The sequence below is a fragment of the Empedobacter sp. ULE_I140 genome (assembly GCF_053482575.1).
The window spans coordinates 2,101,715-2,115,907 of sequence record NZ_JBQMTX010000001.1; the positions used below are offsets into that span (position 1 = coordinate 2,101,715).

A 14,193-nucleotide genomic window follows, 5' to 3' on the forward strand; every position below is an offset into this window, starting at 1 on the left:
TTTAAAAACAAAAAATTATGCATTGGAATTTAGAATGGTTGCGCACATTTAAAGCGATTTACGAAACAGGAACTTTATCGGCGGCGGCTCAAGAATTGTTTATCTCTCAACCTGGTGTCAGTCTGCATTTAAACTCATTGGAAGCCTATACGGGATCAAAATTATTTGATCGTTCGGCACGTAAAATGGTTCCGACTGAAAAAGGAAAAATATTTTACAATTATATTATCGACCCACTAAAAAAACTCGAAAATGGAGAACAACATTTCCATAAACGTGCGCAAGATGAACGGGTAACGATAAGTGTGGGAATGTGTTTTGAGACTTTTCAATACACATTGGAGGAGCATATTGCAGAGTTGCCTTTTAATTTGATTATCAAGTTCGGAGAATATCCGCAGATGCAAAGTGATTTGGATAATGGATTGTTGGATTTAATCATTACACCGCAAAAAGGAACACAACAAAATATTTCGTATGAGCCGTTTTCGAAAGAACGAATTGTGTTAATTGCAGGAAATAAAACAGACACTTCGGAAGTTGAAGAATTACTAAAAAAAGGAAAAATAAAAGAAGCAGTAGATCTTTTGAAACAACAATTATGGTACAGCACTGCCGCTGATATGAATCATTTACGAGATTTCTGGACAAAAAATTTTGGTGAACATCCCGATTTTAGTCCAAATTATATTGTACCCAATATCAGTTCGATTATTCGTTGTTTAAGTGACAATACAGGTTTTTCCATCGTTCCTGATTTCCTTTGTTCGGATGCTTTAGCGAAAGATAAAATTAAAATTATTTGGGAAGGTCAAAATCCTGTTGAGAATACGCTTTATTTCGGAACACGTAAAAAAACGATGTATCAAGAAGAAATTGAGCAGTTAGAAGGTTTGCTGAAAGAAAAATGGACAAGTCTGTAAGCTATCAATCATACTTTCTATAAAATATATTTCTGGAAGTATGAATTTTAAATGTTCTTCTAAAGTGGAAAATTCAACTTTTAGTCGTACCTATTTTTAGAAAAAATTACCATGTTACCTATCCTTAATTGTGTAATAAAATAACCTCACTTAAAAAACTTAGCGAGATATAGTTTATTTTATCCAAAACATTTCTTTAACAAAAAAGCTCTTGGATAAGAGCTTTTTTTCTGTGTAACTTTTTATAGAACTAATCTTATTCTGTTTTTTGAATAGAATTTTGTTGAGAATTATTTGCAATAGCACTTAGCATAGCCATATCACGCGCATGTGATTCTTCTTTTTCTCGCTTTTCAATTCGATCAATTTCATGTGCAAGTAATAAATTATGTGAGTTTACTTTGGACGGAATAAGAAATAAATCAATAAAAGCCAAGATTCCTACACCACCAAATGTGATCCAAAAACAAACCAAAAACTTCAAGACTGCGATTTTCGACATTCAATCTTCATTTTACTTACTAAAAATCTTAAACGATTCGCTATCGCTCACTAATCTTTTTAACGCTCGTTTCAATGGATTGAAGCTCGTCTGCAAATCGTATGTCGGCTTTAAAATTCTTATTTACAGTAATCTCGACTCTTCAGCAATGACAATCTATAAATTTGTTGTTAAAAGTGAATTTGATTTAGAAAAGAAGTGATATAGAAAGATTCTGCACTTCGAGAATGCTCAATGACCATGCTAAAGGTGAATTTGAATATTGAAAAAGAATTAAGAAACTGGCATTAAAACTCATACGTTAAAAAAATGATTGAATGAAACGTAAAAAAGGTTTTAGCCCGTAGGGTTTTTAAAATCTTTAGTGAAATGAGAACATTTTTAGTAGTGAGATTTACAGCCAAGAGTTTTTTGATTACTTTTTTGCTCTCTTCCCTGTAAGGCATATGAATACCGATAATTAAAATAAATATTCAATGAATAAAAAAGTGATAGAAAGATTTTTCCCGTTCTCCAAAACCACATTTCATTCATTTTTTATTCATGAGTTATTATTGTTTTCAAATGAATTCATCTGCCCTTCGGGGAAGTCTTGACGCAAAAACATTTGAGATTAAAAATTTGAAATTAAAAGAAGAAGCTCCTGTGGAGCTTAGGTAAAATTGTTAAAAATTAATTAATAATTATACGTTCATTTTTACCTTGACGCAAAAACGAACCAAAAACGTCAAGACTGCGATTTTCGACGTTCAATCTTCATTTTACTCACTAAAAATCTTAAACGATTCGCTATCGCTCACTAATCTTTTTAACGCTCGTTTCAATGGATTGAAGCTCGTCTGCAAATCGTATGTCGGCTTTAAAAATTTTTATTTACAGTAATAGCCATTCTTCAGCAATGACGATTTTAGATTTCGTTATTAACAGTGAATTTGAATATTGAAAAAGGATGAAGAAACCGGCATTTAAACTCACACGTAAAAAAAATGATTGAATGCAACGTAAAAAAGGTTTTAGCCCGTAGGGTTTTTAAAATCTTTAGTGGAATGAGAACATTTTTAGTAGTGAGATTTACAGCCAAGAGTTTTTTGATTACTTTTTTGCTCATTTCCCCGTAGGGCATATGAATACCGATAATTAAAATAAATAAGCTATGAATAAAAAAGTGATAGAAAGATTATTCCTGTTCTCCAAAACTACATTTCATTCATTTTTTATTCATGAGTTATTATTGTTTCTAAATAAATTCATATGCCCTTCGGGGAACCTTGACGCAAAAACATTTGAGATTAAGAATTTGAAATTAAAAGGAGACGCTCCTGTGGAGCTTAGGTACATATATTCATTTTTTTTCTTGATAAAAAAAACGAATCAAAAAAGTTATTCATATGATTTATTATTATTTTTAAGGTATTCATGAATGCAAAGCATTACAAGTCCGTGCTTACAAGTCGGTCAATAACGACTACTCGCTAAATGCTTTAAATCATTCACATATAAAATGTGAACAGTAAATCATTTTTAACGCTCGCTACGCCGAATTGACACTCAACTCTTCAGCAATGACGGTTTCCAGAGAAAAATTTTAAAGACACTATAGAAATGGAAGTACCTTATTTTATTGTACTTTTAATAATATTGGTTCAATCAATTGGTGCATTAGCTTTACTTTTAGGTTTTTTAACAAGAATAGCTGCAGCCGGAAATTTTATCATAATGGTAGGTGCTTTGTTTGTTCATTTTAAAAATGACTGGAGTATGAATTGGTATGGTAAAAAACGGAGAAGGTATAGAGTATTTTGTTTTGCTGCTCGGAGTTATACTTGTTTTAATAATAGATGGAGGAGGTTTATTTTCGTTAGATTCTATGATTAAAGTATTTTTGAATAAGTATCAATTCTATTTTTAAATATTATAAAAGGTATTACTTAATGTTTATAAATTGTAATTTAAAAAAAATATTTGTTAATCTTTTACAAAATTATATTGTGTACAATATAATTTTGTAACTTTGTTATGTAATTTAATATTGATCAACTATGAAAGATACGCTAGAACTAGATAATCAATTTTGTTTTCCCATATATGCGCTTTCAAAAAAGATAATCAACATGTACCGTTTGTATTTAGATCCACTTGATATTACCTATCCACAGTATTTAGTGCTTATGGTTTTATGGAAAGAAGAACAGCAAACAGTAGGGCAATTAGGTGAAAAACTTTTTTTAGACAGCGGTACACTAACACCCTTACTAAAAAGAATGGAGCAAAAAGAAATGGTTGTTAGAAGTAGAAATATTGAAGATGAGCGCATTGTAGTAATTTCTTTGACCAAAAAAGGAAGTGCTTTGAAAGAGAAAGCCAAAGATATTCCTGAAAAATTGTTAGAATCAATGGCGATATCTGTAGATGAGCTTAAACAATTAAAAAAAATAGCAAATAAAATTTTAAACAAACAACAATGAAAAAATTATATGAAACTCAGGCTACAGCTACGGGAGGTAGAAGTGGACAAGTAAAAAGTGAAAACGGTGTTTTAGATATGCAAGTACGTACTCCAAAAGCATTAGGAGGTGCAAATGATGACTTTTTAAACCCTGAAATGCTATTTGCAGCAGGATATTCTGCCTGTTTTGATAGCGCTTTGAATTTGGTGATCAAACAGCAAAAAATAAAAACAGGAGAAACGAGCGTTACAGCAAAAGTAGCTATCGGACAATTAGAAAGCGGAGGTTATGGTCTTGCAGCTGAGATACATGCTAATATACCAGGTGTTTCAATGGAAGAAGCTCAAAAGCTTATTGAAACAGCACATAAAGTATGTCCTTATTCTAATGCAACTCGTGGAAATATTGAAGTTATATTAAGTGTTTCTGTAAATTAATACAAATGATATGGAAATTATAGCAAGTATTTTAACCGCAGTTGTTGCAATTGAACATTGTTACATTCTTTGGATGGAAATGTTTGCTTGGGAAACAGCAGGTAAAAAAACATTTAAATCTTTACCAAAAGATTTATTTACTCCTACGAAAGCATTAGCTGCTAATCAAGGTTTATATAACGGTTTTTTGATTGCAGGACTTATTTGGTCTTTTCTTATAGAAAATCATGAATGGAGTTGTAATATTCGTCTATTCTTTTTAGGATGTATTACTGTTGCAGGTATTTTTGGAGGTATAACCTCTGGTAAAAAAATATTTTTGATACAAGGTATTCCTGCTTTAATTACCATGTTGTTTGTGTTTTTAACTAAATAATTAAAAAAATGTCATTAATAGAAGATTTAAATTGGAGACATGCAGTAAAAGCATACAATCCATCGCAAAAAGTTAGTCAAGATAAAATTGATAAAATTTTAGAAGCTGCTAGACTAGCACCTACTTCATCTGGATTACAACCTTTTAAAGTATTAGTTGTAGAGAACCAAGATTTAAAAAATCAATTAGTAGAAGGAGCTCTTAATCCTGAATGTATGAGAGATTGTTCACATGTAATTATTTTTGCTGCTTGGGACAACTATACAGCAGAAAGAATTGATAAAGTATATGATTTTACTACAGATGAAAGAGGATTGCCAAGAGGTCGTTTCGGAAGTTATACAGATAAAATAAAAGGTATTTACTTGAATACACCAGCAGAGGAAAATTTTGCACATACTGCTCGTCAAACTTATATTGCGTTAGGGCTTGCATTAGCACAAGCAGCTGAGTTAAAAGTTGATGCTACTCCTGTAGAAGGTTTTGATAACGCTATTGTAGATAAAGTTTTAAAATTAGACCAGCTAGGTCTTAAAAGTGTATCTTTAATGTATGTTGGTGTTGCCGATCCTGAATTAGACTGGATTGGATCTATGAAAAAAGTTAGACTACCAAGTGAAGAATTTATTGTTGAATTTAAATAATTAAAATTATGAAAATATTATTTGTTGTTACTTCTCATGATGAATTGGGAAATACAGGACATAAAACAGGATTTTGGGTAGAAGAATTTGCTGCTCCTTACTACAAATTTGTAGATGCTGGACACGAAGTTACTATTGCTACACCTAAAGGTGGACAAGCTCCTATAGATCCTAATAGCGAAACTGAAGCTGCACAAACAGAAGCTACAGAGCGTTACAATAAAGACGAAAATGTTAAAGCTTTAATTGCAAATACACATGTATTAGCTAATGAAAAAGCTGAGGATTACGATGCTATTTTCTATCCAGGAGGTCATGGACCACTATGGGATTTAGCAAATGATGTGCATTCTCAACAATTGATTTTAGATTTCTATAATGCTGGTAAGCCAGTTGGTGCTGTTTGTCATGCTCCAGGAGTTTTCAAGAATGTTACTTTAAGTAATGGAGAACCTTTTGTAAAAGGAAAAAATGTAACTGGTTTTTCTAATTCTGAAGAAGATGCTGTACAATTAACAGATGTTGTTCCATTCTTAGTTCAGGTTGAATTAGAAAAATTAGGAGGTCATTACTCTAAAACTGAAAACTGGGGAGTGCATGTTGTAGAAGACGGTTTATTAATTACAGGTCAAAATCCTGCATCTTCGGAAGAAGTTGCTGAGAAAATGATTACTTACTTACAAAGTAATTTATAAAAATTTTTATTTAATATAAATATTGATTCGTATTTGCGTTAGGGATTGTAGAGAAAATCCTTTCCTGATTAGAAAAGATTGCAACGGAAATCCCGACCAAAGGGAACGCCCAAATTTTATATTTTATATTTTATATAAAAGAATTCAATCAACTGTGAAAGTGATGATGATGATGAATTGATTGAATTTCAAGAGCCTATTTTAATACTTATCAAATAATTTATTTCAAATTATTTGATACTTAATTTTAAGTAGGCTCTTATTTATAGCAATAAACTGTAAAAATCACTGCCGTTTCAAATAAAAATCCATTTATTTTCCTTCATTAATTCCTTACTTTGTTAAACAAAAACTTCTATTGTTTTTTAAATAAAACAAATCCTTCATTTATGTTGAATATTTGAAGAGAAAAAGTATAGAATGAGATGAGTTTCTTTCATTACTTTTTTGAATTTATTAAATATGTTTCCATTTATGTTATTTCTATGTTATAATTACACATAAAGTAGAGAGTTTAATTATTATTGTGTACCTTTTAAAAAAATAAGTATGACAACTGGAAGAATTAATGATGAATTGGATAATTTAATATATTATATTAATGAATATCAAAAATCTCAATTTGCTTTAAGTAAAGCTATAAATAAAACTCAAATAGATGATGCTAATTATACTGTAGAACTTAACTTATTAGCAATAGAAGCGGTTTTTAATTTGAATCATGAATTAAAAGAAATTGTATTGCTTAATGAGAAAAATAAAAAAGAATGTATAGAAGGTTCTTTTTTATCTAAAAATTTTATAAACGATGTGAGAAATTATATTCAAAATGTAAAAAATTACGCTTAAAAGCTATTCAGAATTTTATATTATGGATATCCTAACGAAAGTTCCAGAGTAAGAAAAGGTATATAATACTTATCTTACAATTATGAAAGGAATAAAAAATCATTACGATGCTTCATTTAAATTACGAGCGGTAGAATTGAGTTATGAAAGAAGTAATATATCGGAATTAGCAAGGGAACTTGGAATAAAAGCCTCCTTATTATACAAATGGCGCAAAGATTATCAAGAATACGGATCCAATAGTTTTCCAGGAAAAGGTAATTTAAAACTAACGCCAGAACAGGAGCGAATAGTTGAATTAGAAAGAAAGCTTAAAGATGCAGAATTAGAACGTGATATCTTAAAAAAAGCAATCAGCATTTTCTCCAAGAACGGTCGATGAAATATAGATTTATAAAGAATCACGATTGCCAATTTCCGATTGAGAAAATGTGTATTATCTTAAAAATCCACTCCAGCAGCTATTATAAATGGAAAAATAAAGGTTGCTCCAATCGACTTTTGAGAAAAAATTTGATGCTAGATAAAATAAAGTATCTATATTTTAAATTCAAGCAGAGATATGGAAGTCCTCGAATTCATTCAGAATTAAATGCTTTAGGTTACAGAATATCAGTTAAAACAGTTGCTAAATATATGCAAGAGCTTGGTTTAAGAAGTAAATTAAGTAAAAAGTTTAGAGTTACAACAAATTCTAAACATAATTATTTAACTGTAAATAATCTTCTTAATCGAGATTTTTACGCTTCAAAACCTTCTATGAAATGGGTATCAGATATTACTTATATTCAAACTCAAGAAGGATTTTTATATTTAACAACAATTATCGATTTATATGATAGAAAGGTCATTGGTTGGAGTTTGAGCAATACGATGAGTACTGAAGATACAACTTTATCAGCATGGCGTATGGCTATAAAGAATAGATCGATTAAAAAAGGAATGCTATTTCATTCTGATCGAGGAATACAATATGCGTCAAAGAAGTTTGCAAATACGCTTGATTCTTATGGTGTTATCCGTAGCATGTCAAGGAAAGGGAATTGCTGGGACAATGCTGTGGCTGAGAGTTTCTTTAAATCGTTAAAAACTGAAATGATTTATGGAAATAAATTAATTACAAGAGAGAAAATGAAAAAACAAATTTTTCAGTATATTGAAATTTGGTATAACAGAAATAGAAGACATAAAGCTTTGAATTATAAAACTATTTTTGAGTTTAATAATAATTTACAATTTTTAAAAAATGTAGCTTAACTTACACTGGAAAATTCAGGGGGATATCCATTATGATATTTCAAATGGGTTTGACTGTATTACAGTTGAACCTTTTTTCAAATATAATTAAGAGTTGATTTAAAAATAACCCCAAATTATCAATTGGGTGTGTCCATATAGTAATGAACTTAAGAAAAATTATCTTTTTTATATAAAAAATCACTCATTAACATTTCCAATCTTCTTCTATATATTTAAGAAATTTTAACATAAAACATCTAGCTAATAATTGTTTACCATCAGAAAAAACTAATAAATAATATGATTTCTAAGGTATTATTATAGTGAATAAATAAATTAGAAAAATTGATATTAATACAAATCCCTGCATAATATTAGTTTTCCCTGTTGCTAAAGAAATAGTAATAATAAATAATGACAATCCTAGTAAAATAGTTGATTTAGTATCAATACCTAAACTCATTCTTATCCCTGTAACTACAGATGTTATTGCAATTACAGGAATGCTAAGCCCAATGCTTGCTAAGGCAGAACCAAAAGCCAAATTTAAAGATGTTTGAATTTGATTATTTCTTGCTGCTCGAAAAGCTGCTAAACATTCCGGAAGAAGTACAATTCCTGCTATTATTACTCCTACTAGAGATTTTGGAGCACCTGCCCATTTTACAATATGTTCTACATCTTTTGACAGTAACTTTGCCAATAACACAACAATACCAAGACACAATATCAAAAATAAAATACTTATGTACATTTCCTTGCGTGATGGTTTTATTGGAAGTTTATGTAACTCATTATTTTTAGATAATTTATTCTCTGGAGATATAAAATAACTACGATGACGAATAGTCTGCATCATTGTAAAACCAAAGTATAAGCCTAAACTAATAATAGATACAAAAACTAATTGCATAGATGTATATTCACCTCCATTATGACTAATCGTATAATTAGGTAGAATAAGTACAAAAATGATAATAGAAGTAAGAGTAATTAATGCTGTACTTACACCCTGAAGCGTAAAATTCTGTACTTTAAATTTTATAGAGCCTATAATGATACATCCTCCTATAATTCCATTAATAATAATCATTACAGCTGCATAAACTGTATCTCTAGCAAGCGTAATAGTTTCTAATCCTTTTGCTCCTAATGTAATCTTCCCCTTGTTAGGAACATTTAAAAGTATAGTTTTTATTTAATATTATTGTATTATTATTTTGATTAATTTGAAATGTAGGAAAATCATTAGGATTTTTGACCTTACCATATTTCAATAAAAAATTTCTAGGAGAAAGATATTGTAAAGAACTGTGTGGTCTTTCATTGTTATACATCCACATCCAAATTTCTGTATAATTTTTCATTTCTTTGATATTTTCAAATAAATAAGCATTTAAAAAATCTGTTCTAAAAGTTCTATTAAATCTTTCAATCAACGAATTTTGCGTAGGTTTCCCAGGTTGAATATAATATAATTCAATGGCTTTTTTTTGACAAAATAGTTTTAGTTTTTCAGCAATAAATTCTGGACCATTATCTACTCTAATTTTCTCAGGTTTCCCTCGCCATTCGATTAGTTTTTCAAGTTCAGAAATTACTTTAGCTGAAGGTAAGCTTGTGTCGATACAAATACTCAAAATTTCTCGATTAAAATCGTCTATAATATTCAAACTTCTCACGCTTTTTCCGTTTTCTAAACTATCATGCATGAAATCCATACTCCACGTTACATTTGGATAAATCGGACGTAAAAGCGGCTCTTTAATCCTTGCAGGAAGTCTTTTTTTACGTTTATTACGTAGGTTAAGTTTCATCGAAGTATAAATTCGATAAACTCGTTTATGGTTCCAAGTAAATCCTAAATTTCGTAAACGATGATGCATCATCCAAAAGCCCCAAGTTTGATGCTCGTTGGATAGCGCTATCAATTGAAAACGTATTTTATCATCCTCATCTTTACGTACTTTTTGATAATAAAAAACGGATGTTCTTAAGCTAAATAGACGACAAGCCCTGCGAGAACTTAGCTGATGTTTTTCTTTTGAATACAACACCAACTCTCGTTTTTCACAAGGCGTTATAGCTTTTTTTCGATAACATCTTTTAAAACTACGTTTTCCAAAGTAAGCTCTGCTACAATTTTTTTATATTGGGACAATTGCTTCTCTAGTTCTTTTAATTGAGCTAATTGATGGGCTTCCATTCCGCCATATTTACTCTTCCATTTATAAAAAGTGGGTTGACTTATTCCATGTTCACGACAAATTTCATTGACTGTTTTGCCTTGATTTTGTTCTGATAAGATCTTGACGATCTGAACTTCTGTAAAATTGCTCTGTTTCATAATTATCCCTAAGTTAATAAACTATATTTTTAAACGGTCCGGTTTTTAGGGAAGATTACAATATCTATTATTGACTTTGTTCAATAATAGATATAATATCATCAAGTTTTAAATATATGTCTTTTAAATTTTAATTAGAATCAGTTTTTCTGTCTATGTGTTTAATATAGTCCTCAACATTTTCTAAACGATCATTTATAGATTCTAATTTATCAGAAATAGATTTTAAATAATCAATCATTTCATTAGCTTGTTCTTCTGTCATAATAGTGTTTTTTTTTAATTGTTAATTATATTTATTAAATCAATTATACTTACAATAATACATTATTGAACTATATTAACTTAAAGTTTATTAATATTTGTATTTAACTTCAATCTAGTCATTTTTTTTCAAGAAGTAAAATATAGCGTAGTTTAGATAAATACGCTTATTTTTAAATTTCGTTATATTATTCCAAACATACAACAACTATTTAACAATAAATTACGGTTTCACGTAAGTATAAAAAACCTCCTTAAAATCTCTTTTAAAGAGGTTATTATTTATAATATTTTGTTTTTTTTTTACCTAAAATTAGATTTTCCAAAAGTACACATGCTAGACAATGCGTTTTTCTTCTTTTATTACTTCAAGAAAGTTAATAAATTCTTTTACCGATTCTTTTCCAGTTTTTCTAGTAATACGAATGAGTGAACTTCCAAATTCCGTTACCAATTTGTTTTTTATTTCATCACGCAATTTAGCTTCATCATCTAAATGATAGGTTTTACTATCAAGCTCAAAAAATAATATTGGGATATAGGTTTCTCCATCTACAACAACACAGTCAATTGACGATTTAAGAAAATAGTTGAAATAACTCTTATACTTTTCTTGAACAATATTCTGATTGAATAATGTAGATAACGAAACGTTTGGCAAAATTAAATGATTCTCAAATACTTTTTGACAAGCTTTATAAAAGTCTTTTTCTTGAGGTGAGTTGAATATAGATTTGATTAAAGATTCTCTATTTTTAGAATATTTCTCTACAATTTCTAAATCTCTATGTTTTTTAGCAAGCATTGCAGATTTTTCTGATTCAGCTTGCATTTTATTATTATGATCTTGGATAATTAATATTGATTCAGAGTACTGAGGTAATTTTTTAGCGTAGTTGTAATTTCTAGTTTTGTTTATTAAAAATATTAGTATTTTTTCTTCATCTTCTTTATTAAATTCAAAGATATAATCATTTGATGAATGGCACTGATATAAAAATGCTGGATATGTTACTTCCAATTCTTCTTGATTAAATAATTCGGTTGTAAAATTTTGAAAAAATATTATGTTAAAAATTTCATCAGAAATTAAATTATTGAATATTCTATTATCCTTTAATATATCAATGATCTTATTAAATTCTTTTTGTTGAAGATAGCTTAATACGGTTTCTCTCATAAAAATACCTATAACATTATTTCTACGAAGCAAAATATAGTTTCGTAAAAAACACTTATATCTACATTTCGTAAAATTAAAAACAAACATACAACAACTATTTAACAATAAATTACGGTTTCACGTAAGTATAAAAAAACCTCCTTAAAATCGCTTTTAAAGAAGTTATTATTTATACTATTTTGTGTTTTTGTAACTAATATTAGCATTTATCTATATTAGCTGATGCACATTACCTTTTCAAGTTAAATTTTATTTTGACAACCTCTTCAAAAGATATATCATTCTTAGTTATTTTTGAATGACAATTTGGGCATAACATTAATAAATTGTCAATATTATTATTTGTAGGATTTTCATCAATATGATGAACATGGAAATGCTCTACATCTTCATTATTACAAATTGGACATTTCGAATTTATTTCTTTTTGAAGAATTGAACGTGTTTTAGCTGGTATATTTTTCCTTGGCTTAGAATTATTGTTTTTTTTCTTAAATAAAGAGAAGTTAAATTCGGGACATTCTGAATAATGTTGTGATTTTATAATTTTGAACTTTTCATATTTATATTCACTATCATAGCTGCCTGTTACACATGCTTTATCTCTCATTAATGAATTCATGGGATCAAATAAATTAACCTCTGGACACATATCATTAAAATGATAATATGTATCACCTTTTATTATAGAAGGTAATTCTCCCTGAATATCAATTTTATTTTTTTCAAAATCTGTAGGTAAAATACCATCTCTAAATAAAGCTTCAGTAATGGATTGATTTGGAAAAAATTTAGAATATTCTGAGTTGAGATATATAGTATTTATTCTTCTACAACAATAATTCAATATTGGACATCTTAAAGGTAGTTTTCTATTTTCGCCAATCTTAAAATATTCAATTTTATCCATAAAGTTTATATATTGTGTAATCTTCCCTAAAAACCGGACCGTTTAAAAATATAGTTTATTAACTTAGGGATAATTATGAAACAGAGCAATTTTACAGAAGTTCAGATCGTCAAGATCTTATCAGAACAAAATCAAGGCAAAACAGTCAATGAAATTTGTCGTGAACATGGAATAAGTCAACCCACTTTTTATAAATGGAAGAGTAAATATGGCGGAATGGAAGCCCATCAATTAGCTCAATTAAAAGAACTAGAGAAGCAATTGTCCCAATATAAAAAAATTGTAGCAGAGCTTACTTTGGAAAACGTAGTTTTAAAAGATGTTATCGAAAAAAAGCTATAACGCCTTGTGAAAAACGAGAGTTGGTGTTGTATTCAAAAGAAAAACATCAGCTAAGTTCTCGCAGGGCTTGTCGTCTATTTAGCTTAAGAACATCCGTTTTTTATTATCAAAAAGTACGTAAAGATGAGGATGATAAAATACGTTTTCAATTGATAGCGCTATCCAACGAGCATCAAACTTGGGGCTTTTGGATGATGCATCATCGTTTACGAAATTTAGGATTTACTTGGAACCATAAACGAGTTTATCGAATTTATACTTCGATGAAACTTAACCTACGTAATAAACGTAAAAAAAGACTTCCTGCAAGGATTAAAGAGCCGCTTTTACGTCCGATTTATCCAAATGTAACGTGGAGTATGGATTTCATGCATGATAGTTTAGAAAACGGAAAAAGCGTGAGAAGTTTGAATATTATAGACGATTTTAATCGAGAAATTTTGAGTATTTGTATCGACACAAGCTTACCTTCAGCTAAAGTAATTTCTGAACTTGAAAAACTAATCGAATGGCGAGGGAAACCTGAGAAAATTAGAGTAGATAATGGTCCAGAATTTATTGCTGAAAAACTAAAACTATTTTGTCAAAAAAAAGCCATTGAATTATATTATATTCAACCTGGGAAACCTACGCAAAATTCGTTGATTGAAAGATTTAATAGAACTTTTAGAACAGATTTTTTAAATGCTTATTTATTTGAAAATATCAAAGAAATGAAAAATTATACAGAAATTTGGATGTGGATGTATAACAATGAAAGACCACACAGTTCTTTACAATATCTTTCTCCTAGAAATTTTTTATTGAAATATGGTAAGGTCAAAAATCCTAATGATTTTCCTACATTTCAAATTAATCAAAATAATAATACAATAATATTAAATAAAAACTATACTTTTAAATGTTCCTAACAAGGGGAAGATTACAATTGTTTTCATTAATATTTTTTATCCAAGTAAAATACGGTTTCACTTAAAAAAAATAAACCTCCTTAAAAACAAATGAGTTTTTTTGTTCTAATATTTACTCTTTGAG

18 protein-coding genes are annotated in these 14,193 nt (G+C 29.0%); 11 read left to right on the forward strand and 7 right to left on the reverse strand.

Annotation, left to right across the window (positions count from 1 at the left end; translation table 11 throughout):
* Positions 1–17 precede the first annotated feature (17 nt).
* Entirely contained in the window at positions 18–923 is a 906-nt protein-coding gene (locus tag ACTS9J_RS10035; protein WP_221856556.1) for a LysR family transcriptional regulator, read from the forward strand.
* Positions 924–1,179: 256 nt separating this feature from the next.
* Here ACTS9J_RS10035 and ACTS9J_RS10040 read toward each other — a convergent pair whose 3' ends face one another.
* The gene (locus ACTS9J_RS10040) at positions 1,180–1,425 is read right to left on the reverse strand and encodes a hypothetical protein (RefSeq protein ID WP_221856558.1); all 246 of its coding nucleotides are present in this window, start codon (positions 1,423–1,425) and stop codon (positions 1,180–1,182) included.
* Between the two features lie 1,602 nt (positions 1,426–3,027).
* Here ACTS9J_RS10040 and ACTS9J_RS10045 point away from each other — a divergent pair.
* From ACTS9J_RS10045 to ACTS9J_RS10080, 8 genes are all read left to right on the forward strand, one after another.
* Positions 3,028–3,300: a DoxX family membrane protein gene (locus tag ACTS9J_RS10045; protein ID WP_221856559.1), complete on the forward strand. Its 273-nt coding sequence runs from the start codon at positions 3,028–3,030 to the stop codon at positions 3,298–3,300.
* Positions 3,301–3,464: 164 nt separating this feature from the next.
* Positions 3,465–3,890, forward strand: coding sequence for a MarR family winged helix-turn-helix transcriptional regulator (locus ACTS9J_RS10050; protein WP_038330686.1), 426 nt, complete (start codon positions 3,465–3,467; stop codon positions 3,888–3,890).
* A complete protein-coding gene (locus tag ACTS9J_RS10055) occupies positions 3,887–4,309 on the forward strand; it encodes an organic hydroperoxide resistance protein (RefSeq protein ID WP_038330684.1) in 423 nt (140 codons plus the stop codon). Before ACTS9J_RS10050 ends, ACTS9J_RS10055 begins: the two co-directional genes overlap by 4 nt.
* A 10-nt stretch (positions 4,310–4,319) precedes the next feature.
* Complete coding sequence (locus tag ACTS9J_RS10060) at positions 4,320–4,685, forward strand: DUF1304 domain-containing protein (RefSeq protein WP_038330681.1); 366 nt, start codon at positions 4,320–4,322, stop codon at positions 4,683–4,685.
* Between the two features lie 8 nt (positions 4,686–4,693).
* Positions 4,694–5,329, forward strand: coding sequence for a nitroreductase family protein (locus tag ACTS9J_RS10065; protein ID WP_115000174.1), 636 nt, complete (start codon positions 4,694–4,696; stop codon positions 5,327–5,329).
* A gap of 8 nt (positions 5,330–5,337) precedes the next feature.
* Positions 5,338–6,024, forward strand: a complete 687-nt coding sequence (locus ACTS9J_RS10070) for a type 1 glutamine amidotransferase domain-containing protein (RefSeq protein ID WP_448353178.1) — start codon at positions 5,338–5,340, stop codon at positions 6,022–6,024.
* Between the two features lie 549 nt (positions 6,025–6,573).
* On the forward strand, positions 6,574–6,873 hold the full coding sequence (locus ACTS9J_RS10075) for a hypothetical protein (protein WP_291047609.1): 300 nt from the start codon (positions 6,574–6,576) through the stop codon (positions 6,871–6,873).
* 82 nt (positions 6,874–6,955) lie between these two features.
* Positions 6,956–8,130, forward strand: a protein-coding gene (locus tag ACTS9J_RS10080; protein ID WP_448352912.1) for an IS3 family transposase whose coding sequence is annotated in 2 segments (ribosomal slippage) — positions 6,956–7,223 and positions 7,223–8,130 — 1,176 coding nt in all. Because the reading frame shifts where the segments join, the coding sequence is not laid out codon by codon here.
* 289 nt (positions 8,131–8,419) lie between these two features.
* Here the strand turns inward: ACTS9J_RS10080 and ACTS9J_RS10085 are convergent.
* From ACTS9J_RS10085 to ACTS9J_RS10110, 6 genes are all read right to left on the reverse strand, one after another.
* Positions 8,420–9,310, reverse strand: coding sequence for a calcium:proton antiporter (locus ACTS9J_RS10085; RefSeq protein ID WP_448353471.1), 891 nt, complete (start codon positions 9,308–9,310; stop codon positions 8,420–8,422).
* A complete protein-coding gene (locus tag ACTS9J_RS10090; protein WP_181816276.1) occupies positions 9,282–10,169 on the reverse strand; it encodes an IS3 family transposase in 888 nt (295 codons plus the stop codon). Before ACTS9J_RS10090 ends, ACTS9J_RS10085 begins: the two co-directional genes overlap by 29 nt.
* A gap of 23 nt (positions 10,170–10,192) precedes the next feature.
* The gene (locus ACTS9J_RS10095; RefSeq protein ID WP_038336637.1) at positions 10,193–10,459 is read right to left on the reverse strand and encodes a transposase; all 267 of its coding nucleotides are present in this window, start codon (positions 10,457–10,459) and stop codon (positions 10,193–10,195) included.
* Between the two features lie 130 nt (positions 10,460–10,589).
* Positions 10,590–10,724, reverse strand: a complete 135-nt coding sequence (locus ACTS9J_RS10100; protein WP_448353179.1) for a hypothetical protein — start codon at positions 10,722–10,724, stop codon at positions 10,590–10,592.
* 336 nt (positions 10,725–11,060) lie between these two features.
* Positions 11,061–11,903 carry a DUF2726 domain-containing protein gene (locus ACTS9J_RS10105; RefSeq protein WP_448353180.1) on the reverse strand — a complete coding sequence of 281 codons (843 nt, stop codon included), beginning with the start codon at positions 11,901–11,903 and terminating at the stop codon, positions 11,061–11,063.
* 232 nt (positions 11,904–12,135) lie between these two features.
* The gene (locus ACTS9J_RS10110; RefSeq protein WP_052217440.1) at positions 12,136–12,816 is read right to left on the reverse strand and encodes an HNH endonuclease signature motif containing protein; all 681 of its coding nucleotides are present in this window, start codon (positions 12,814–12,816) and stop codon (positions 12,136–12,138) included.
* 75 nt (positions 12,817–12,891) lie between these two features.
* Between ACTS9J_RS10110 and ACTS9J_RS10115 the strand changes: the two genes are divergently transcribed.
* Both ACTS9J_RS10115 and ACTS9J_RS10120 read left to right on the forward strand, forming a co-directional pair.
* Positions 12,892–13,158, forward strand: a complete 267-nt coding sequence (locus tag ACTS9J_RS10115) for a transposase (RefSeq protein WP_038336637.1) — start codon at positions 12,892–12,894, stop codon at positions 13,156–13,158.
* A gap of 23 nt (positions 13,159–13,181) precedes the next feature.
* Positions 13,182–14,069 carry an IS3 family transposase gene (locus ACTS9J_RS10120; protein WP_181816276.1) on the forward strand — a complete coding sequence of 296 codons (888 nt, stop codon included), beginning with the start codon at positions 13,182–13,184 and terminating at the stop codon, positions 14,067–14,069.
* The last annotated feature ends 124 nt before the right edge of the window (positions 14,070–14,193 follow it).

What these genes read in the sequence shown, in the direction of transcription:
- ACTS9J_RS10035 (WP_221856556.1), top strand. Translation starts at nt 18, where the DNA reads ATGCATTGGAATTTAGAATGGTTGCGCACATTTAAAGCGATTTACGAA.
- ACTS9J_RS10040 (WP_221856558.1), bottom strand. Translation starts at nt 1,425, where the DNA reads ATGTCGAAAATCGCAGTCTTGAAGTTTTTGGTTTGTTTTTGGATCACA.
- ACTS9J_RS10045 (WP_221856559.1), top strand. Translation starts at nt 3,028, where the DNA reads ATGGAAGTACCTTATTTTATTGTACTTTTAATAATATTGGTTCAATCA.
- ACTS9J_RS10050 (WP_038330686.1), top strand. Translation starts at nt 3,465, where the DNA reads ATGAAAGATACGCTAGAACTAGATAATCAATTTTGTTTTCCCATATAT.
- ACTS9J_RS10055 (WP_038330684.1), top strand. Translation starts at nt 3,887, where the DNA reads ATGAAAAAATTATATGAAACTCAGGCTACAGCTACGGGAGGTAGAAGT.
- ACTS9J_RS10060 (WP_038330681.1), top strand. Translation starts at nt 4,320, where the DNA reads ATGGAAATTATAGCAAGTATTTTAACCGCAGTTGTTGCAATTGAACAT.
- ACTS9J_RS10065 (WP_115000174.1), top strand. Translation starts at nt 4,694, where the DNA reads ATGTCATTAATAGAAGATTTAAATTGGAGACATGCAGTAAAAGCATAC.
- ACTS9J_RS10070 (WP_448353178.1), top strand. Translation starts at nt 5,338, where the DNA reads ATGAAAATATTATTTGTTGTTACTTCTCATGATGAATTGGGAAATACA.
- ACTS9J_RS10075 (WP_291047609.1), top strand. Translation starts at nt 6,574, where the DNA reads ATGACAACTGGAAGAATTAATGATGAATTGGATAATTTAATATATTAT.
- ACTS9J_RS10095 (WP_038336637.1), bottom strand. Translation starts at nt 10,459, where the DNA reads ATGAAACAGAGCAATTTTACAGAAGTTCAGATCGTCAAGATCTTATCA.
- ACTS9J_RS10100 (WP_448353179.1), bottom strand. Translation starts at nt 10,724, where the DNA reads ATGACAGAAGAACAAGCTAATGAAATGATTGATTATTTAAAATCTATT.
- ACTS9J_RS10105 (WP_448353180.1), bottom strand. Translation starts at nt 11,903, where the DNA reads ATGAGAGAAACCGTATTAAGCTATCTTCAACAAAAAGAATTTAATAAG.
- ACTS9J_RS10110 (WP_052217440.1), bottom strand. Translation starts at nt 12,816, where the DNA reads ATGGATAAAATTGAATATTTTAAGATTGGCGAAAATAGAAAACTACCT.
- ACTS9J_RS10115 (WP_038336637.1), top strand. Translation starts at nt 12,892, where the DNA reads ATGAAACAGAGCAATTTTACAGAAGTTCAGATCGTCAAGATCTTATCA.